Source organism: Rufibacter soli (genome assembly GCF_054781795.1).
In genome coordinates this window covers 13,555-31,460 of record NZ_BAAGTS010000011.1, presented here as the reverse complement: position 1 = coordinate 31,460, position 17,906 = coordinate 13,555, and the positions used below count along the sequence as shown (strand labels likewise).

Here is a 17,906-nt window from a genome sequence, read left to right as displayed (position 1 = left end):
TATCGGTTACATTCTTTCCAGACCCCCTCATCAGGAAGTCCCTGGCCACGCAGAACCTTTCCAGGTGAATACCCCGGTTGTTGTTGTCTACCTTCAGGACACTCCTGCGCCCCGCACCGATAATCCGCTGATACTGTTGCAGCGGGATTCCGAAGTCAAGGTTGTTGCTGATCAGGAACTCATAGCCGGGGGTAACATACACATCCTTGCCGGTTGCGATCGCGTTTATGAGCCCTTGGGCATCATTTGTTACACCGTCGCCGACACAGTAATCCTTTAAATTTACCATCGAAGAAATCATTAAATCATATAAACTTAGACCACTATCCCCTCCAGAGACAGGAGGCAAAGGACTCGGGGCGGCCTGAGCCCCCCCTCTTGCCATCAAGACTATAATCGTCTTAAGCGACCCCATATTTAGCCTTTAACTCGTCTACAATTGCGGCTTCCTTTTGGGCCGTTGGCAAACCTGCCATCTCCATACCTTCCGCTATCAGATAATTTGAGCCGTAGGCTTGACTACCCCAAACCACGCCGGACAATGCCGTGTTAGCCCCCGCGTTCCCTTTTACATCCGAAACGCCGTTGACCTTGATTTCATCATTGGCCGCATCCCCGGCAAACTTCAAGGCCAGCACATAAGGCTTGTTGGCTTCAATAACCGTGTTGCCCGATAGCACCGCGTTACCGTCCCCTGTGATGAAGAACTTACCGCTTACCAAGTGCCCTAAGTCTGCTATTCCAGCCCCGCCGAAGGAAAGGATATATTTAAATTCCGTAGGTACGGTCGGGAATTGAACCACTAAAAAGCGGGTAAAAGGGCGCGGCAACGTTTCAAACCCTTCCGGGAAATTACCCCCGGTGCCTATGAATTTGCCGGGGCCGAACTGCAAGGCGGGTTTCCCATTTATACCCGCCGCCACAAAGGTTGGAGCGGCGGCTAAGTCAGCCTGCTGCAGGTCATGCGGCCCCGCCGCTGAATAGGCTAAATTATCTACCCTTATAGCCGAAGAACCGTCTAAGGTTACCCCTTGCCCCACGTCAAACCGGCTCCACCATGTGGTATTTTCTATTTCACCCGTTGGCGGTTCCTCTTCCCCTGTAAAGGTGAACGGCTGACTATTTAACAGCCACGCGGAGGCATTGCGCCCGGTTGCGGCCTTCACCCGCACACCCACCTGTCCCGCTGCCTTCGCCACGTTGCCCACCACAATCGGTTTGGTGGTCAATGCCGTGACCGTAGTTCCCCCGTCCAGTGTCTGCTCATAGTCAGAGTTAGCCGTAAAGGATGGGTTATAGGTAAAATCAAAGGTGTCAAAGGCATCATCCTGCACTGGGGCAGTTGGCGCGGCCGGCGTGGTGTTGCCCGTTGGCGGCTCGGTGGTAGTAGATGCCGCTTTATAACTTGAATTCAGGAAAAGCGTGGTGCCGTCCCAGGTCAGGCCCACCAGCGTCGGCTTGCCCGCACCGGGGTCCACCTCTGCGGTTTTTGGGCCGGAAGGGCCTGTCACGGTAAGGGTCAGGGCCGCTGACTGGGGGTAGAAGGCAAGCAGGCAGTGGGTGGGCACCGTGTCAGGAGAGAAGGCCAGGTTGATGTTACCCGTGGCGTTTATTGTGGCCGTGTGGCCGTCTTGGCTGTCCCAAGCCGGATTTAGGCCGGTTAAAGCGACCTGCTCCTTTTCTGGGTGCTTTATCTTCAGGTGGTTGTCGGTGGTACCCTCAAACCAGTGCCATTCCACCGGTTTTCCGGATGCGTTCTTGATGCGCACCGTAAGCCCTTCCGCCCGGTAGGCTAAAGGCACGGCGGCGATGGCCTCGGCCACATTCGCGAAGGCCTGCCATGCCCCGCCGGCGAACTTTCCAGTGCGGTCATCTGCCGCCTTGGGGGTGTTGAATTTTAAGTTGTCGTTTACGGTCTTAGACATGGCTTAGGCTTTTCTGAATTGGATGGTCGTTTCTGTATTCTGGGTCTGGTACTCGGTGATGTAGAAGCGCCATTCCCCCACAATTATAGGTGCGCCGAACAGGTCCTGGTCGGTACCGATGTTGCCATTGTTGTCGTCTGAGCCGTACCATTTTGTCTTTACCGGCTCTGAGGCCTTCTCAGCGAACCAAAGGAATTGCGGCTGCGTGTTGGCTTTATAGTCAGCGGTGATGTCTGCGCCGGTGGCGTGGGCTACTCCGGTGCCAGCCTGTATCTCAGCAGCAGTTAGGGTTGTCTTGGTGGCTTTCCAGCCGTAGTAAGCATTCAGGGTGGGAGTTGGCTGGGATGGCTGACCAATGGTCACAGAGGCATTTGCCGTAGCATTCGCGGCGTCTTTTATACCTACTTCATAGGGCCCTATCGCCAACCCACTGAAAATGTTAGATGCCTGATAAGGCCCTCCATTCAGGTTATAAGTGTACGGGGCAGTTCCCCCAGACCCATTAGCTGTGATGGAGCCGTCTGTCCCTCCTGTTGCGCTCACATCACTATGTGCCAAGCTCACAGAGAGAGGAATCACCACCGTACCAGCACCTTTTCCGCTGATCCAGGTTAGAAACTCGCTAACCGTCATCTGGGCCATCTTACCGGTAGCCTTATCCCAGAAAATGAATAAATCATCATTGCCTGGCTCCGTCTTATGCACAAACTGCGGCGCACTTCTTTGTTTTGCCATCTAGTAGTTATGTTAAAATCATGGCTTCATCCCCATCTGATACAATCGCGCCGTCATAGTCCACCCAGCCCCCCTCTTCTTGTATCTCAACACCCATCATCACCCCGTTATGCCGCAGCTGCCTCATCTCCAAATTCGCCAGCTGCAGACCGTCATTGGTCAGGGAGCAGCGGAGTAAAGTGGGTAAGAACGTGGTGTTTTTAATTCTCAGCTTCACCCTGGGGTCAAAGCCCTGCAGAAAGGAAAGCGGTAACAGAGCCGCTACCTTATCAATTTCTGAGGTGCCCATCACTTCCAATGCCTCCTCCCAGAAATAAGAGACCAACCCGTCATCTCCGTTGAAGCGCAGGGAGAAAGGGCTTACCTTATTCCCCAGGCTGTCATAGTTGGAGGAACTGGCCATCTTGGTGCTGCCCTTCTGGTTGGTTCTGGGCGTATAGCCATGGTAGAGGGCCATGCGCGCCTTAAAGTCATTGTTGCGGACGGCAAAGAAATTGGAGCTTCCCCCTTCCTCCAGTACCGGCACGTAGAAAGGGAATTTCTTGCGCACGGTGACCCGGATATTCACTGGTTCCCCGGGGGCCAGCACCAACACCCCGTCTTTTTTGGCGTTCAGCACCACCATGCTATTGTTTCGGCTGTACACAAAAGGTGAATAATCACTCTCAAAGGCCCCGGGCCAGATGATTTTCCCCTCATCATACCCGACTGACATGAAGTTGCTGTCCTGAAAGAGCGGGTCTAGAATCCAGCCGTTGCTCAACTCATCCCATACCCCGGTGGTGTCAAAGGTGACTTCCGCCACATTGTCCATATCGGCCGGCGTGATCTTTGACTCTAGGCCGGTTCCCCCATCCAACCCGTCAAAGTAGCGCTGCTCGGTTGGTTTCCATGCCCAGGTGTTTTCCTCAAAAACCGGGGCATAGTACCGGTTTTCCGTAAGCACAAGCCGGTACTGGTCTTTCAGGTCAACGCCTGGGATGGGCAGATTCTCCAGAAAAAGCACCGGTTGGCCTTCCACCATACGCGCCAGCTCTTGTGCAGACTCCTGCGAGGCTGCCTCCTTCTGGGCGAAAGAGAACCGAAGGTCTGCCTTGTACTCCTGCCGCTTCCAGCCTGGGACCACATATTTGGTGATGTCCAGGTATTTTCGGGATTTCACCAGGTCACGGATCAGGTCCACCTCACATACCCCATTGGGGCGGTAGGTGAACTTCATGCCGAAATTGATGCGCAGGCTCCGGAAGAAATCAGAGACAGTGATATGGGGCAGGGTCTCCGAAAAGAAGATATCCTGGTAGAACCTGTCATCTGCGGCAGGTTCCGCATACACCTTAAAGGGGTTGTCTGCCGCCCCATGGCAGAGCAGCAGCACCTGGTACAGGTCTTTTATCCTGAAATTGAACTGGGGCTCAAACCCCACGGCCCGAAGAACCTCCTCCAGCACGAACAAAAGGCGGGGCGTAGGAAGCACGTTCCGGCCGTAATACTTGGCCGGCAGGTACTGGAAATAATTGAAGAACCCCACATCGTCCATGGGCTCTTCGAAATTCGGGATCGGCTCGGTGTCTTCGCCTGACCCTTTCTTTCCGTAGAAATTAGGGAAAAGCAACGTGGGGAACACCACCGGACCGCGCTCATCATGCCGGTCCAGGTATTTCTCCCGGTAGAACACCCTGATCATCACCCCTGGCAGTAAATCCCCCAGTAGACTATCCTTTACTTTGGATAGGGCACTCTCGGGTCCTTTCAGGAAGCCTTGATATACCTCTGAGGGATCACTCAGCTTGAAATAGCCTTTCTTCAGCACGTTAGGCCCATACCCTAAGATGGCCTCGTACTCCTGGAAGAAATACTCGGACCGGCTCAGGGAAGAGATGGGACCGAAAAACACCTCGTTTGCGGGGGAGGCCGGAAGCTCAAAAGGGTAGGTACGCTCCACTTCCTGAAACTCCAGCGACAGCAGGTCACAGGGAATCTCATAGGGGATGGAAACATCCTCACTGAGATCCAGGGTGTGATACAAACCGTTTTTCTTAAGCTGAAGCCAGAGCATACCTATAAATTACTCCCGAAGCTACCGCCCTGCCCTCTGACGGGTTAGGACAAAAAAATCAACTCGTGACGGTCACGGAACCCGGCCCGTAATAATGGGTACTGTCAAAACTGCTGAGCAGAAGGTTATGCTGGCCTGTTTTAAGGTTCCGGTTGGATGGGATCACGTACTGCGTCTGCTGCACCCCAGACAGCTGGCCGGCCGGCAAGGAGAAGGATTTGTTGATGGAGATCGTGCCGCTGGTGGTCCCTCCCTTTTCATCTTCCGTGAACTGGATAAAGGCCAGGCGCACGATGTAACTCAGCGTGAAGTCAAACCCAACCTTGTTATTGAGCGTGAAAGTGGCCGTGACGGTGCAGGTGCGGGAACCGTCCGCCGCGGTGGTGATTACTTCCGTGGCCGTGACGGTGACGGTGGGCCTTGGGTAACCGGCAAAGTGCTGGTACTGCGTGGGCTCCATTCCGCGAATTACGCCAGGCTCCGCCTCATCCAGCATCTGCCAGTTGGCCTGCTGCACCAGGGAAGCGAAATCCAGGATAGAGGCCGGCGTAGAGGCCACGGTTCCTTTTACCGCCGCCTCCACGCTTTCCAGGTCCGGCAATTGGGTCACCACCTGATTGATCAGGGAACTGAAGGGCTGCCCATTATGGCCTTTGAAGGCCTTTCCCCTAGGAACCCTGCCCATGCGCCTGCTCCAGTTTGGCCACGCGTTCCGCCAGTTCCTGCAGGCCGCGGCCCATCAGCACGGAAAGCGCATGGTAGTTGACAGCTTTCATTCCCTCCGCATCCGTTTCCACCAGATGTGGCAGGGTCTCTTCCAATTCCTGGGCCAGCACCCCATAGTCCTGTTTGGGGCTGTTTTTCAGAAAATAAGAGTAAAAAGACACCTGCTCCAGCAGTCCCAGGGCCTCGGCCAGAGGGGAAACCCGTTCCTTCATCCGCGCATCTGAGCTTTTGATGAAGTTGGTGGCGGTGACGGTACCCAGTACCACAATATCGCCTTTGAAGGTACCGCCCGTGTCAGGCACCCACGCGCCGGTCCCGCTACTGGCCGCGGCCCCACTGCCGGCTGCCAGCCATTGGCCTACGGGTGCTGCCACCACGGTCTCCCCGTTGGGGGTAGCGGCGCTTTCCCGGTCCAGGTAATAGGTACCTTTGCCCTGCACCACGATGAGCCATTTATCCGGCCATTTGGTTACATCCGTAGTATCAATGGCGGCAAGGGCCGCTAGGTTCTCCACAGGCGGGAATATGTAGGCCGCAGCAGCGCTGGCTGGGCCAGTTCCTGCGCCCCCGGTTCCTGGGTTAGCGGCTGTTTCCTGCAGCAGGGCTTTGAGCGTTTCCAGGGTAGCCCCGAAATCGCGGTCATGCTGCGGGGAGTACACTAAAATGACCTCGTTCCCCTGAAGGGAAGAGAGCCGGTCCAGTAATTTAAGCGGTTGGTTCATATCTTGATTTTTAGGAAACTGTCATTCACCACCAAAAGGCTATCCCCGGTGATCACTGCGGCAGGATTGTCAACCGGGTGCAACGCCTGCTCTTCATAGGCATAGCGGTAGTCAAACTCAAAGCCCACCATATGCTCCCCATCCATCTGGTAGGTGATGCTTTTGGTGTCTATGATAACCGGTATGGCCAATTGCCCTACCCTCAGCTTCACGTCCTTCGCCAGAAACAGGCCCAGGTGCGCCTCCCGTTCCAGTTTGGAAAGGAACCCGGTGGCTGCGGTACCCTTGGTTTTGCCACTGATGGAAGACACAAAGGAAGTACCCTCCTCAGGGCGGTAATCGCTGGGCAGGTAGCGGGTAGCCTGGTCCCGACCGGCCTCCAGGGCGTTCTCCCCTTTGCCGGTGCAGATCAGCACCTCATAGCCTCCCAGGCCGTTGGAATAATAGAACTCACGCAGCACCGGGGCATTAGAGACTTCCCGGAAAAGCGTGCGGTAAAGCACCCCGTTCAGTGACAATTCAATGGTCTGGTACTCCTTTCCTGGAGCATACCCCGGCAGGCCGGAAGGCTCTACCGAAAACGGCAGGAGCACGGGCTGGTAGCGGAACACGTTGCCTTTGGCCACGTCTGAGTGATAGATGGCACCGCCTTTATAGTAAACCTTAACCCGCATCGTAAGAGCCTCATTCTGGAAGGGCATGTAGTAGATCGGTACCCATTGTCCATCATACACGCGCTGCGCCGGGGGCGTGACATGCAGCACCTTCCGCCCAGCGGGTAAGGGCGTGGTTCGGTTGGGGAACTGGGTATGGTGCCAGCCGCCCAACAGGGCGTAGCGCACCGGGCTTTCCTCCAGCATGGCCAGGTTGGTGAAAATCTCCACCTGCACGTTGTTGGGTACCCGAATCTGCTGGAAGGCAAACTGCTGCGCGGCAGGCGGCGTGAAAACCGCATAGACCATGTCTTTGTATGACGTGCAGGAAAGCAGTCCGGCGTCCACGTCACCCCCGCCCGGTAGGTTGTAGCGCAATGCCACGCCTTGGGCCAGTGCCAGGTTTGCCGTATGGATCAGCAGGTGGTAGGTCTTTCGCTCCCGTAGAGGCCGCGCCAGGTTCTCATAGGTGTAACCGCCTATGGTCCCGCTCACCATCACGTCTTCCACCAAAGCCTCCGGTCCAGTCCGGAAACCGTATTCCACGTAGAACCGCTTGCAGGTATGCAGGCACCGCTGCAGGGCAGAGGAAGCCAGGGAGTTAAAATGCGGCTGCAGGTGGGCCCTCAGGTCATGGGAGATGTCAAAGGTGGCCCGGTCCAGGGAGTCACGTTCCGCCTCAAACTCAGAGACGAACCCGTATTCCTCTGAACCGGCCTCGGTCTCCAGGTAGAGGCGCAGCACCATATAGGCGGCGCCTTCCCCAGGTGAGTTGTTCTCTATGGTGTACTCCACCGGGTTAAGCACCAGGCTTAACTCATCCGGTTGGGAAAGAAGGGTAGTCAGCATATTAGGTTTTAGTGATGTGAAAGCCTAGCCTGTGCAGCTCCTGGACAAGCTCGACTATCAAACTTGTTTTAGGTGTTTCATCTAAATACTGATAGATGTGGTCTTCACCCTCTGCTGCATTTATGAGGGCTGTCATAAGAGCATTTTCTTGCTCTCCATTTTTACCGCCGAATAGATTTACCATTAGATTCTTGACTCGTCCTGTATTTGTTTTACCGTCTCCTCTTTTTCCTTGAAGTCAAAATACCCTACCTCTGCTTTCAGGCGGGTCTTCCAGTTGCGCATTTCTTCTCTGCTTGAGCGCTGCTCTTGGATTAAAACACCCATAAGCTGGGCAACTTCTTTCATAGATCCAGAACTACCACCAGTCTGCTCTGCCTGGCTCTGGGCCACGCTACCTGGTCTGCTGCCGGTGCGCTTGGCCTCAATCAGACCTTCATAGTTGGCTACCTGCGGGTCACGCCGGATCATGGAAGGGATCACATACTCGTCTTTGTGCACGAAGCCGGCAAAGGAGCCGTATTTATCACCAGCACCTATGCTGCCGTTCCCGGTGGCGCCCCCATAAAAGAAGGAAGGGGCCTGCGGGGCCTGCGCTCCGGATAGAAGCTGTTTGGCCTGGGCAATATTGGCGGTGATCCGGGCAAAACCGGCCGCGAACTGGGCAACCCCCGCAAGCCCGAAAGAAACGGAGTTGGCAGGGTTGGCCTCAGAGTTGGCGGTAAGGGAGCTGATGGCAGAAGCGGTGTCAATCAGAATCTGGGCAAAGGTCAGGGCCTTGTTAAACCCGGCCATTTCCGCGCCGCTGGCACCCAACACGCCCATGATATTCAGGACCGCAGCCCCGTAGCTTTGTACCGTCTGTGCAGCTGCCTCATAATTCTGGGCCCGAATCTGCTGCTCGGTCTGCATCCTGACCCGCTCATAATAGAGCGCGGCGTCTTTCTTCTGGATAGCAAGCTGCTCCAGCTGCGCATTTAGAAGCGCCTCCTCCTGCAGGGAAAGGGCCTTGTTCTGCTGGCCCAGTAACAGTTGGTCTTCCAGACCTTTGCGCTTGATCTCCAGCAGCTGCTCCTCATGCCAGCGTGCGGCATCCAGTTCTGCCAGGGCGTCATTCTGAAGGCGCGCCTCATACTCCTGTTGCATAAGCTGGGTATCTGCAGCCATGGTGGCCGCTTCTACGTTTTCGCCTATGCCTGAAACGTCATCACTGTATTTCTTGGACCGCTCGTCTTTGCCGGTGGCGGCATTCTCCTGGTCACGCCTAGCCTTAAGGGCTTTTTCAATTTCCGCCGTCAGTTTCCCCTGCTTGATCAGGTCATCAATTTCCCGCTGGTAATTTAGCTGGGTCTGGGCCCGGCGCTTCTCAAACTCATCCTGTATGATGGAGGTCTCCAGATCTTCTAAATGGCGCTTTGCCTCAAGTCGCTGCTTAGAGATTTCTTCCTCTATTTTTTTCAGGTCCATTCCTGATTTTAGGATGATCTGCCGGCGTTTCTCTGCAGCCTCTATCTCAATTTTGGCCCGTTCTTCCTTTAAAAGATTGTCATTGGATAGCAGGAAATCCTTCTCCAGCCTTACCAGCTGCAGGCGGGTGGTAACCCCTTGCTCCATGGCGCCATTGCGTTGAGATTGGGTAAGGCTCTCATCATTAGCCTGGTCTTCAAATTTGGCGGCCCTTACCTCCAAAATAGCCTTCTTCAGTTCGTATTGTGCCTTTATCTGTTCAGACGTCAGCGCTAGTCCCGCAGTACCGACATTATTGCTGTCCTTTGTGGCGTTGGTTGAGTCTTCCACGGCACCAGCGAATAACTTCTCCACATCAGCGGCCTTGAACCCTAATTCCGCTAGTTGGTTTAAAAGCGTGGCCCTCTTTTCCTCCAGGGCAGCCGCTTTCTCAAGCTCCTGTCTGGCCTTAAAATCAATTTTACTTTTCTCGTTTGTGCGGGCGCGGTACTCTTCGTCCAGCTTTTTATCATAAGCGGCACCTGTACCTACCTGTAAACGCGCATCTTCCGCAATGTCAGCCCTGACCTTTGCCTCATCCTGCAAGGCTTTTGCCCTCTGCTTCGCCTGCCCGATTTCACGGTTGGTTTGATCTACCTGCAATGCCAGGGTGCTGGCGGTTTGGTTTGAGAGAAGTAGCTTTTGTTTTATAGCTTCCCGTACCGCGTCTTTGTTTAAAACCAAAGCGCCGGTCTCTTTATCAATGGCCACGACACTTTCCCCGAAACTGTCCCGTAGCTTCAGGGTGATGATATCTAGTTTCTTCTTCTCCTCAATCGTTGGTTTTGATCCATCTCTGGTTAACCGCTCATATTCGGCCAGAAGGCCCTTTGCGGTTGAGGCTAACATTTGGTTTGCCTTGGCAGACTCAACTGCTTTTCTGGCGGTTCCCGCTAATCCCTTGTCAGCACCATTGAGCGCCTGCACCATTCCCAAAACCGAGTCAATGCCCTCTTTGAAGAACTTTGTGACCGCCCCGCTCACATAGGAATTGGCGATGGTCTTCAGAAGTTTATCCCAGCTGGCGGCAAGCGTGTTGTTCTTCACGGCAAATTCCCCAGACAGGCTGGTTCCTTCCTTCATGGCCTTGGAGGCCAACTCTTGCTTTCCCCGGACAAAATCTGTCTTATCGGCCAAAAGGGTCATTACCTTGGTGGACTCCTGGCTGGTGATTTTAAGCCTGGCTAGGTTTTTATTGACTTCATCCACTCCCATCCCTTTGAAGGAATCGGCCAGCTTGAGAAGTACCTCATTGGGGTTATTGTTGATGAGTTTGATGAACTCCTTTTCTGTCATACCAAGCTGCTTGGCGAAGGCGGCTGTTTCCTTGGTGGCAGTCAAAAGGATATTGGTCAGGCCACCGGAGGAAATTTCTGCGCTAAGGCCCAATTCCTCAAAAGCAGCGCCTAAACCGAGGGTTTGGTTTATTTCGGGCGCCAGGTTACCCAAGGCCCCAATCCGCTTGGTGAATTCTGCCACAGAGGGCGCGGTAGCAGAACCCGAGGCCCCCAATTCATTGAGGGCAGAGCCTATTTCCTGAATTGCCTCTCCTGGCTTTAGCTTGCTGGTTTCCTTGAATAACTTCTGAAGCGAACCAATTTCTTTGGCAACTTCCTCGGCCCCTCCCTTGAACTCGTCCCCCAAGGCTACCACTGCCTGGTCCGTGGCTTCCACAAACCCCAGCATCTCTTCTTTGGCGACACCCAACTGACCACCCACTACGGCAATCTGGGCCAACCCTTCCATGGAGGTTCTGGAGTCCAATTCCGTAAGGTTCCCATAGAAATCTTCTACCTCCTCTTGAGCCATGCCGGCCGCTTTTCGGATATCGGCAAAGGTGTCAGAGAGTTTGGCATTCACCGTAAAAAGCTTGGTGACCTGATCCTTTGCAAATTCCACCGCCATAAAAATGGCACCGGCTATACCAACCGCTTTAATAGTGTTCTTGAGGCCATCCCAGGCAGAATCTACGTTTCGGATCTCATTACGCTGCTGGGCAATAGCGGAGTTCACTTCCTGTACCTTGGCCTTTACCTGGTTATAGGCGGCAGTGCCACGGGTAAGGTTGTCCATTTCTCGGTTAAGCTCGCGCTGGTAATTGCGGAGTTGGCGCATGGTCATACCCGTAAGGCCCATCTCCTGCCGCTGCTTCTGGATATTGGTGTTTACCTCCTTCAGCTTTTTGTTGGCAGCTATGTATTCCTCGGTACCCTTGGTCATGTTCTTCAGCTCCTGTTTTATCTCAGTCGCCTGCATTTCCAGCTTGCCCAGTTCATTGATACCCTGCTTGCCGTCTACCATGACGGTAACCTGTACCTTATCTTCTTTAATTGCCATTTGGGGTGATGTTTGAGATGACAGCGGCAATAGCCTGCTCTGATATTTTAAAGCCTATGGCGCCCTGAAGCGCATTCAGCCGACCGTAGAAAGGCCGGGCATAGATGGGTACCGGCTTGCGGGTCTTGAGCATCTTGCGGTTGGTTTCCATGCTCTCCACCTTTCTGGGCCGGCCGGCTCCCATGTCACGGAAGCGCCCCCGCATGAGAAAGGAAAGGTCATACTCAATCATTTCCCCGGCTTTTCTGTACACTTTGGCCTTGATAGAGTCAAGAAGCTCTTTGGTGATGCCTACCTTATGGATGGCAAGCTGACGTTCCAGAATGGAGTCTGTCTTTTCTGCCCAGCTGCTTACCAGGCCATACACCCCGTCAAAATTTGAATCTGCCATGTTCCGAAATTACCGGGGCGAAAGGGCACGGCTTAGGACAAAAAAAGCCCTGCCAATTGGAGTGGCAGGGCTTTAGTTTTCCTTGTGGATTGTTTCTTTGTATTTAAAGCTTAATCACACTTTTCTTGTGGGAGCCTGTGGATTCATCCTTCACTTATCCTTGCCTTGAGACTTGGATAAATTGTCAAGGATGAAATCATTTGATTAAAATGGAGAGCAGTGAGGCTGGAATAAACGATTGGTTATCTACCTTTGATAAATAATACTCATAATATATTATACTGAAAATTCATATTCATTAATAAATATCTATAGACTAAGATGAACAAAAGGGTAAGCATTAGATTAATCCTCATTTTTTCATTGTTACTGAACCTCACCGCCTTATGGGGTATGCGCAGTAGGATACAAGGCTACTTCGCTCCACCAGCCTCTGACGGAGAGGAGGTAATGGAGCTTTTCAGGTCAGACCGGGCCGCTCTTTTCCAGACGATCCCTGTGCAAAGTGGTGACATTGTTTTCATCGGCAACAGCCTAACTGAGGCATTCCCCCTCAGCGAAATGTTCAAGAGTCCAAGGATAAAAAACAGGGGCATCAGCGGGGACGCGACAAAAGAGATTATGTTGCGCACTAAAGACGTGGCCAATGGAAAACCAGCCAAAGTCTTCTTTGAGTGCGGGATTAACGACATCAAGAGGAACGTCCCGCTGGACACAATGGCGGAGAATTTTTCCAAGGCCATCTCCTATATCAAGGCCATAAGCCCCTCCACCAAGATATATATCCAGACTACCCTGCCCATAAGGCCAGGTGTATTCGGGGATGGGGAATTACTAATTACCAGGAACAGGCAGGTAGTGTCCTGGAATAGGTGGCTCAAGGATTTTTCGGGTAAGAACAATATTGCTTTCATCGACTTATATGCTGCGTTTCAGGACCAGGGAGTGTTAAAGAGTAATCTCACCTATGATGGGGTTCATTTGATGAAAGAAGGCTACTACCTGTGGGCAGATATGGTGAAGGACCATATTAGGGAACAATAATGGTTTTCGTTTTAGGCCTGTTTTACAAAAACGGGCCTAAAACGTATTAAGCCCCATGAAGAGAATCCTGCATGAATTGGCCAGTGACTGGGCCTCATTGTTTCTAGGTCTGGAAGAGCATGAGAAGCCCACTACAAAGGAGGTAGCCACCGTGTGGGTGCTGACTGTGGGTGGAGCGTTGGCCTTCTGGGCATTCAGTTAAAAGAAAAGCCCCGGCTTTGGCCAGGGCTTTTCTTTTACGCTACCGCGGTTTTATTTTCAGTATCTGGAATCACTTCCATAGTGGGCTCCAATTGTGTCTTATACCATTCAATCTCTTTTTCCCGGCTAGGCTCCATCTGTTCCAGAAGCGTGGTAAGGTAAAAGATAGCGCTCCCGTCTTTCCTGGGGTCATAATCCGGGGCCTCGGCAATACGGGCAATACTGGTCCGGATGGAAGACCTTAGGGGGGCGAGGAACTCTGGATCAAATCCGGTGATAATAATCTTTACCGCGCCGGTGTTTCTGTTGGTTGTTATCATAAGTACTGCAGTTACAGCTTTAATAGGGGGTTGCCTCTATCTAATTGCTAATTAAATTAGTTATTCAATACCCTAAGTACGTTGAAATTCGCACTTAATGCTAATATATTTAGCGTATTTAGTTTTCAACAGCCCTGTTAACAACTCTTACAGCCTACACATCAACCACTTACGATTTCTCATTCATTATCTCACGGACATCCCTGTTTATCTCATAGGTAAGCAGGTAATAGTAGAAGGCCGCTTTATGGAATTTGGTCAGGTTCTTTCTCCCGGAGAACATCTCAGAGAGGGTGGCTTTGTCTATGCCCATCTGTTTCATCACATCCTTTCGCTTCAGCCCCAGTTCCAGCATACGGCCCTCTATCCAACCGCTGGTTACGCTGTCCAGATCCGGAGCATAGGTCACCGGCACGAAGTACAGCCGGTATCTTTTCCCCAGTGGACTGAAGATGGCGCCGGCCCGGCTCACCAACTGGCTTTGGTTCAGCAGGAAATTATTCTTCAGCTCTGCCTGCTCCACCCGTACCCGGATGGTCTTCCCGTCAATCTCCAGCACATCCACTTGGATACCGGCGAAGGCGCGCAGTTTGTCTCTGGACTGGGTAATGGTGGCAATGGTTTCTGGCTCTATAGGTAACTGTTCTAATGCTTTCATGGCTATATATGGTAAAAGGTCGGGCCCGTAGGCCCTTCCCGGTTTATAACTTGATTTCTTCTAGGTTGGTGAGATCGAAGATCGCGATTTGCTTTTGCTCCCTTCCGAACTCAATGGCTGCTTTTCTGAAATTGAATACTTTGCAGCTGTCAAAGTAGAATTGGCCGTTCTCTGAGTTAAGCCAACCGCCTACTACCTGGTCATGGCTTACGGCGTGGGAGATCGCTTTTTTAAGGCCTTCGACACCAAAGCAATTCTGTGTCTCTTGGTAGGCCACCACCACACCGAATTTCACCAGGCGGGAGGTTTGGAGGTTGAACGTGAATCCGAAGGTGTTCTCTTCTGCGATTCTTAGGATGGTTTCAAACATGGGTTAGATTTTTAATGCCTCTCGGCGTTGTTGATGATGTAAAGTTAATTAATAGTTCGTTACTTACAAACTTTTTTAACTATTTATATCTAAATTTCACAACAAAAAAAGCCATCCGCATTGCTGCAGATGGCTCACATTCAGGAGTGTCTAGCTCCTCGGCCCTTTCAGGCCTTACGGGACCTAAAGGTACACAATACATGTCAAAGAACGTAAGCCGGTACTAAATTCCAGGATTCAGTATTTGGCGGGCAAGCCGTCAAACAGTCTCATCCCAATCACTGGCTTCCAGGATCAGGTTCTCGTTTTCCGTGAAGCTCACCTCAAAGCGGTACCCGAAGGCATTCTCAAACACCGGGCCCACCTTCTGGTAAGGCACAGATGAGGCGTTGAAGCCGCGAAGTTCCCGGGGCAATCCCCCTTGCACCGCCAGGCGTTTGTCCCGGATCAGGCGGGCTATGATCTTCTTTCCGATCACCAGGCTCTCAGAGAGAGTAAGCCGCTCCTGCCCGAAATCACCCAGATCACATTTACGGATCACCATGAAGGCGCCCGTCATGCCGTCTGCCACGGCCTCGTCTCCCCTTGAGCTGAGGTTCCCCTCATAGTTCTCCAGCAGCAAGCACCAGTGGTTCAGATCCACCTCATGCACCAGACTGCCCAACACCTCCTCAATGTCAAAGCGGGTAAAGCGCCTGGCCCCCTCCGTATGGCTTATCTCTTTCAGTTGCCGGGCAACCTTCTCAAAGTACTCCTCAAACTGGGCTGGTGTCATGCTACGCTTATTTTCCTGATACTCAACTTACCGCCCACCATGAAGACCGCGGCAAAGGACTTGCCGTCTTTCAATACCCTGACATGGCGGCCTAGCCAGCGGGAATGCGCCCTGCGCTCTGTCCGGTTCATAGGGAAACGGGCGGCAGTGGGCCGACTTGCCCTAGCTTTAGCCACGGCAGGTTTCATAAATAGGAAAGCAAGCGCCACGAAGGCGCACAGGCAGAGCATCAGTATCATTTGGGTTTCTGTTTGTTTTTGCGTTTGAATTCCTCGGCCTCCTCCAGCTTATTGCTCATGAACAGGAAAAGCACGTGCAGGTCCGTGTAAAACACCTCTTCCACATTGGTCACGTTCTCTGCCAGCGAGGTGGCCACGTCTATCCAGCCTTTCGGCCGGGCCAACGGGTTGAACTCCTGTTTCTGCGCTGTTTTCGGGAAAACAAGCGGGAAAGTCTGCACCAGCTGCTGCCGGCAGCTGTCAAACCAGAGGTAAAGGCTCATTTTCTGGGCCAATGGCCAGGAGGCTATCACCTTCAGGCGGTGCGGCAATGTGTCATCGGTGTACCTGGCACGCAGGTCACCGGCTTTCTTTTTGGGGTCTGCCTCGCGCCAAAGCACGGCCACCATCCTGTCCAGCTGCTCAGGGTCTGCGGTCTTGCTGAATTGCAGGTAGTGCTTCTCTGCGCGGATAAACTCAATGAAAACCGTCCCGGAAAGCGCGTCCTTTGGCCCGTGCAGCTCCCCGATCCTGGGAAACTTCTGGGTAAGGATGCGCGGCGCCTCAAACAGGAAATCCGTGAGCAGCAGCATATCCAGCAACCCCTCAGCCGAGACGCCCCGGAAAGTGCGCTGCAGGTGCAGGCGGCTCTTTAGCTTCAACAGGATGAGCAACACCCGCAGCCGGGTCTCACTGGCAGGCTTACGGGCTTGCAACAGCGGAACCAGCGCGAGCATCTGGGAGGGCTCTAGCTCCTCCCATGTACCCGGAACCATTATTTTCTCTACTCGTCCGGTAGCCTTTTTTTCCAGGTACAGCGTGTTCATCTAAAGAATCGGTAAAGGCCAAATAGGACCGCAAGCAGGAACACCAGCCAGATTAGGTTGGCTACCTTGGAGAGAAAGGCCGTGATGCCGCCCCCTCCCGTGTTCATCTGCTGCCTAAGGTCCTGTTTGTTTTTAGTGACTTCCCTTGGTTTGTTTTTGACGGAGGGCTTTTCCTTGCTCTGGTCTTTCACCTTGCTTTGGTCCTTTACCTTGGAATTGCCTTCCTTCTGGGTAGCGTTCATCTGTCCGCATCCGATGCAGATATTGCTTTTCTTCACCTTCTTAGGCAGGGAGAGCAACACGGTGGCTATCTGCTGGGACTGTTCCAGGTGGTGCAGGCTGTCTTCCTTCAATGCGCGGACGCTGTCCGAAAGGGCCGGGTCTTTCAGCTCGCTTTTCAGGCGGGAAATGTCCGGTTCCATCAGAGAGGTAGATTGCTTGGTTCCGCTGCAGGAACTCATCAGCCAGGCCACGGTGATGACCACGAAAAGGATGTAAAGCAAATTGCAGGCGTTGGCCCAGCGTTCTTGGTTTCTATTGTTCAGGTTTCCCATTAGTCTATCCAGTTAGAGACTCTGTAAATACTTCTTTTCAGGCGGCGCTTCCGGTACACGCCATCACCTTCCCGGCTTCCCGCCTCATTGGTATTGCCTTCCACGGTGATCACGCTAGAGTCTCCCCATTCATGCACGTAGCCCACATGTCCGATGCGCTTCAGGTTGGCGAACCAAATCCCGAACACGTCACCCGTTGAGGGGCCTTTGCCTATTGGTTTCCCCCAGGCATAGACCAACCGCTTGGCCGGGAACCACGAAGGCGCCCATGCGGGGCCGGAAGGCGTGGGGCACCCATTCTGCCTGAGGCACCAATTCACAAAGGCGCCGCACCAGGCATAGCCTTTGCCTAGGCCGGCAGAGCGCAGATACTTTTCCACCTCCCTGCCGTCATTGCGGCCCGTGGCCTCACGTACCCCCAGTTGGCTCAGGTAAGTGGCGGCTACGCCATCCCGGCTACCGCCATGAAGGTCAGCACCACCGAAAACAAGTAGAGTGCAAAGACCGATAAGCAGAAATACACTTTTTGGCATGGGGTCATATGGTTAAAGTAGGCCAGGAACTGATCCTGGAAGAAGTGCCAGACGGCCTGAAAATTCAGCTTGATTCCTATCCACACGAAAGCATGGAGGGCACCGAACACAAGCATGGTGACATAGATCGGGTGCAGCACCCCCGCGTCAAAAGGAGCGGCCGTAGGGTCCAGAAATCGGAGCAGGTAGGGCACCAGCGGCCAAAGCAGAAGCGCCCCGATTACGAGCCAGAGTTCATTCCATCTTTTAAGGAAGGAGAGTATAGGGTTCATATTTAATAATTAAGGGTTATCGGTATTCTCAGTAGGTATCTTCAGTTTGCGCTCAGCCCAACTGGTTATTTTCTTGAAGGTGTAGGTAACAATGTACCCTACCCCGGCACCGATGGCGGCGCAGATGGCGGTCTGGAAAAGCGTGTGTACCTCAATGGCACCTATCAGCATGGCACCGACAGTACTAAGGCTCCCCAAAATGCTCCCACTGGTGTTGTCTGTGTGCAAGTGCAT

Annotated in this window: 22 protein-coding genes; 3 read left to right on the top strand and 19 right to left on the bottom strand. The window is 53.2% G+C overall.

What is annotated here, in order from left to right:
• The 10 genes from ACYVJQ_RS20000 to ACYVJQ_RS19955 all read right to left on the bottom strand — a co-directional run.
• The coding region (locus ACYVJQ_RS20000) for a hypothetical protein (protein ID WP_460894889.1) at positions 1–415 on the bottom strand (415 nt) is incomplete at its 3' end.
• Positions 402–1,925, bottom strand: coding sequence for a hypothetical protein (locus ACYVJQ_RS19995; RefSeq protein WP_460894888.1), 1,524 nt, complete (start codon positions 1,923–1,925; stop codon positions 402–404). The genes ACYVJQ_RS19995 and ACYVJQ_RS20000, both read right to left, overlap by 14 nt.
• Before the next feature lie 3 nt (positions 1,926–1,928).
• Positions 1,929–2,660, bottom strand: coding sequence for a SprB repeat-containing protein (locus ACYVJQ_RS19990; protein ID WP_460894887.1), 732 nt, complete (start codon positions 2,658–2,660; stop codon positions 1,929–1,931).
• Positions 2,661–2,667: 7 nt separating this feature from the next.
• Complete coding sequence (locus ACYVJQ_RS19985) at positions 2,668–4,716, bottom strand: hypothetical protein (RefSeq protein WP_460894886.1); 2,049 nt, start codon at positions 4,714–4,716, stop codon at positions 2,668–2,670.
• 58 nt (positions 4,717–4,774) lie between these two features.
• On the bottom strand, positions 4,775–5,401 hold the full coding sequence (locus ACYVJQ_RS19980) for a hypothetical protein (RefSeq protein ID WP_460894885.1): 627 nt from the start codon (positions 5,399–5,401) through the stop codon (positions 4,775–4,777).
• Complete coding sequence (locus ACYVJQ_RS19975; RefSeq protein WP_460894884.1) at positions 5,385–6,164, bottom strand: tail fiber domain-containing protein; 780 nt, start codon at positions 6,162–6,164, stop codon at positions 5,385–5,387. The genes ACYVJQ_RS19980 and ACYVJQ_RS19975 overlap by 17 nt, the downstream gene beginning before the upstream one ends.
• The gene (locus ACYVJQ_RS19970) at positions 6,161–7,666 is read right to left on the bottom strand and encodes a hypothetical protein (protein ID WP_460894883.1); all 1,506 of its coding nucleotides are present in this window, start codon (positions 7,664–7,666) and stop codon (positions 6,161–6,163) included. Before ACYVJQ_RS19970 ends, ACYVJQ_RS19975 begins: the two co-directional genes overlap by 4 nt.
• A gap of 1 nt (position 7,667) precedes the next feature.
• Positions 7,668–7,850, bottom strand: coding sequence for a hypothetical protein (locus tag ACYVJQ_RS19965; RefSeq protein WP_460894882.1), 183 nt, complete (start codon positions 7,848–7,850; stop codon positions 7,668–7,670).
• Entirely contained in the window at positions 7,850–11,509 is a 3,660-nt protein-coding gene (locus ACYVJQ_RS19960) for a phage tail tape measure protein (RefSeq protein ID WP_460894881.1), read from the bottom strand. Before ACYVJQ_RS19960 ends, ACYVJQ_RS19965 begins: the two co-directional genes overlap by 1 nt.
• Entirely contained in the window at positions 11,499–11,900 is a 402-nt protein-coding gene (locus ACYVJQ_RS19955; protein ID WP_460894880.1) for a hypothetical protein, read from the bottom strand. The genes ACYVJQ_RS19960 and ACYVJQ_RS19955 overlap by 11 nt, the downstream gene beginning before the upstream one ends.
• 321 nt (positions 11,901–12,221) lie before the next feature.
• Between ACYVJQ_RS19955 and ACYVJQ_RS19950 the strand changes: the two genes are divergently transcribed.
• Positions 12,222–12,944 (top strand): SGNH/GDSL hydrolase family protein, encoded by a 723-nt coding sequence (locus tag ACYVJQ_RS19950; RefSeq protein WP_460444299.1) that lies wholly within the window; start codon positions 12,222–12,224, stop codon positions 12,942–12,944.
• A gap of 55 nt (positions 12,945–12,999) precedes the next feature.
• The gene (locus ACYVJQ_RS19945) at positions 13,000–13,146 is read left to right on the top strand and encodes a hypothetical protein (RefSeq protein ID WP_460894879.1); all 147 of its coding nucleotides are present in this window, start codon (positions 13,000–13,002) and stop codon (positions 13,144–13,146) included.
• Positions 13,147–13,180: 34 nt separating this feature from the next.
• Here the strand turns inward: ACYVJQ_RS19945 and ACYVJQ_RS19940 are convergent, their stop codons facing one another.
• From ACYVJQ_RS19940 to ACYVJQ_RS19905, 8 genes are all read right to left on the bottom strand, one after another.
• Positions 13,181–13,465: a hypothetical protein gene (locus tag ACYVJQ_RS19940; protein ID WP_460894878.1), complete on the bottom strand. Its 285-nt coding sequence runs from the start codon at positions 13,463–13,465 to the stop codon at positions 13,181–13,183.
• 169 nt (positions 13,466–13,634) lie between these two features.
• Positions 13,635–14,123: a hypothetical protein gene (locus ACYVJQ_RS19935; protein ID WP_460444291.1), complete on the bottom strand. Its 489-nt coding sequence runs from the start codon at positions 14,121–14,123 to the stop codon at positions 13,635–13,637.
• 43 nt (positions 14,124–14,166) lie between these two features.
• The gene (locus ACYVJQ_RS19930; protein WP_460444292.1) at positions 14,167–14,493 is read right to left on the bottom strand and encodes a hypothetical protein; all 327 of its coding nucleotides are present in this window, start codon (positions 14,491–14,493) and stop codon (positions 14,167–14,169) included.
• 259 nt (positions 14,494–14,752) lie between these two features.
• Positions 14,753–15,268 (bottom strand): hypothetical protein, encoded by a 516-nt coding sequence (locus ACYVJQ_RS19925; protein ID WP_460894877.1) that lies wholly within the window; start codon positions 15,266–15,268, stop codon positions 14,753–14,755.
• Positions 15,265–15,507 (bottom strand): hypothetical protein, encoded by a 243-nt coding sequence (locus ACYVJQ_RS19920; RefSeq protein WP_460894876.1) that lies wholly within the window; start codon positions 15,505–15,507, stop codon positions 15,265–15,267. The genes ACYVJQ_RS19925 and ACYVJQ_RS19920 overlap by 4 nt, the downstream gene beginning before the upstream one ends.
• The gene (locus ACYVJQ_RS19915) at positions 15,504–16,313 is read right to left on the bottom strand and encodes a hypothetical protein (protein WP_460894875.1); all 810 of its coding nucleotides are present in this window, start codon (positions 16,311–16,313) and stop codon (positions 15,504–15,506) included. Before ACYVJQ_RS19915 ends, ACYVJQ_RS19920 begins: the two co-directional genes overlap by 4 nt.
• Positions 16,310–16,867, bottom strand: coding sequence for a hypothetical protein (locus ACYVJQ_RS19910; protein ID WP_460894874.1), 558 nt, complete (start codon positions 16,865–16,867; stop codon positions 16,310–16,312). Before ACYVJQ_RS19910 ends, ACYVJQ_RS19915 begins: the two co-directional genes overlap by 4 nt.
• Positions 16,867–17,400 (bottom strand): CHAP domain-containing protein, encoded by a 534-nt coding sequence (locus tag ACYVJQ_RS19905; RefSeq protein ID WP_460894873.1) that lies wholly within the window; start codon positions 17,398–17,400, stop codon positions 16,867–16,869. Before ACYVJQ_RS19905 ends, ACYVJQ_RS19910 begins: the two co-directional genes overlap by 1 nt.
• Before the next feature lie 8 nt (positions 17,401–17,408).
• Between ACYVJQ_RS19905 and ACYVJQ_RS19900 the strand changes: the two genes are divergently transcribed.
• Positions 17,409–17,678 carry a hypothetical protein gene (locus ACYVJQ_RS19900; RefSeq protein WP_460894872.1) on the top strand — a complete coding sequence of 90 codons (270 nt, stop codon included), beginning with the start codon at positions 17,409–17,411 and terminating at the stop codon, positions 17,676–17,678.
• A gap of 3 nt (positions 17,679–17,681) precedes the next feature.
• Here the strand turns inward: ACYVJQ_RS19900 and ACYVJQ_RS19895 are convergent, their stop codons facing one another.
• Positions 17,682–17,906 carry a hypothetical protein gene (locus ACYVJQ_RS19895; protein WP_460894871.1) on the bottom strand — a complete coding sequence of 75 codons (225 nt, stop codon included), beginning with the start codon at positions 17,904–17,906 and terminating at the stop codon, positions 17,682–17,684.

Excerpts from the sequence above, each read along its gene's own strand:
- ACYVJQ_RS19980 (WP_460894885.1), bottom strand. The coding sequence starts at position 5,401 with ATGGGCAGGGTTCCTAGGGGAAAGGCCTTCAAAGGCCATAATGGGCAG.
- ACYVJQ_RS19905 (WP_460894873.1), bottom strand. The coding sequence starts at position 17,400 with ATGCCAAAAAGTGTATTTCTGCTTATCGGTCTTTGCACTCTACTTGTT.
- ACYVJQ_RS19910 (WP_460894874.1), bottom strand. The coding sequence starts at position 16,867 with ATGGGAAACCTGAACAATAGAAACCAAGAACGCTGGGCCAACGCCTGC.
- ACYVJQ_RS19955 (WP_460894880.1), bottom strand. The coding sequence starts at position 11,900 with ATGGCAGATTCAAATTTTGACGGGGTGTATGGCCTGGTAAGCAGCTGG.
- ACYVJQ_RS19940 (WP_460894878.1), bottom strand. The coding sequence starts at position 13,465 with ATGATAACAACCAACAGAAACACCGGCGCGGTAAAGATTATTATCACC.
- ACYVJQ_RS19915 (WP_460894875.1), bottom strand. The coding sequence starts at position 16,313 with ATGAACACGCTGTACCTGGAAAAAAAGGCTACCGGACGAGTAGAGAAA.
- ACYVJQ_RS19965 (WP_460894882.1), bottom strand. The coding sequence starts at position 7,850 with ATGGTAAATCTATTCGGCGGTAAAAATGGAGAGCAAGAAAATGCTCTT.
- ACYVJQ_RS19945 (WP_460894879.1), top strand. The coding sequence starts at position 13,000 with ATGAAGAGAATCCTGCATGAATTGGCCAGTGACTGGGCCTCATTGTTT.
- ACYVJQ_RS19950 (WP_460444299.1), top strand. The coding sequence starts at position 12,222 with ATGAACAAAAGGGTAAGCATTAGATTAATCCTCATTTTTTCATTGTTA.
- ACYVJQ_RS19995 (WP_460894888.1), bottom strand. The coding sequence starts at position 1,925 with ATGTCTAAGACCGTAAACGACAACTTAAAATTCAACACCCCCAAGGCG.
- ACYVJQ_RS19930 (WP_460444292.1), bottom strand. The coding sequence starts at position 14,493 with ATGTTTGAAACCATCCTAAGAATCGCAGAAGAGAACACCTTCGGATTC.
- ACYVJQ_RS19970 (WP_460894883.1), bottom strand. The coding sequence starts at position 7,666 with ATGCTGACTACCCTTCTTTCCCAACCGGATGAGTTAAGCCTGGTGCTT.
- ACYVJQ_RS19985 (WP_460894886.1), bottom strand. The coding sequence starts at position 4,716 with ATGCTCTGGCTTCAGCTTAAGAAAAACGGTTTGTATCACACCCTGGAT.
- ACYVJQ_RS19925 (WP_460894877.1), bottom strand. The coding sequence starts at position 15,268 with ATGACACCAGCCCAGTTTGAGGAGTACTTTGAGAAGGTTGCCCGGCAA.
- ACYVJQ_RS19960 (WP_460894881.1), bottom strand. The coding sequence starts at position 11,509 with ATGGCAATTAAAGAAGATAAGGTACAGGTTACCGTCATGGTAGACGGC.
- ACYVJQ_RS19900 (WP_460894872.1), top strand. The coding sequence starts at position 17,409 with ATGGTTAAAGTAGGCCAGGAACTGATCCTGGAAGAAGTGCCAGACGGC.
- ACYVJQ_RS19895 (WP_460894871.1), bottom strand. The coding sequence starts at position 17,906 with ATGCACTTGCACACAGACAACACCAGTGGGAGCATTTTGGGGAGCCTT.
- ACYVJQ_RS19935 (WP_460444291.1), bottom strand. The coding sequence starts at position 14,123 with ATGAAAGCATTAGAACAGTTACCTATAGAGCCAGAAACCATTGCCACC.
- ACYVJQ_RS19975 (WP_460894884.1), bottom strand. The coding sequence starts at position 6,164 with ATGAACCAACCGCTTAAATTACTGGACCGGCTCTCTTCCCTTCAGGGG.
- ACYVJQ_RS19990 (WP_460894887.1), bottom strand. The coding sequence starts at position 2,660 with ATGGCAAAACAAAGAAGTGCGCCGCAGTTTGTGCATAAGACGGAGCCA.
- ACYVJQ_RS19920 (WP_460894876.1), bottom strand. The coding sequence starts at position 15,507 with ATGATACTGATGCTCTGCCTGTGCGCCTTCGTGGCGCTTGCTTTCCTA.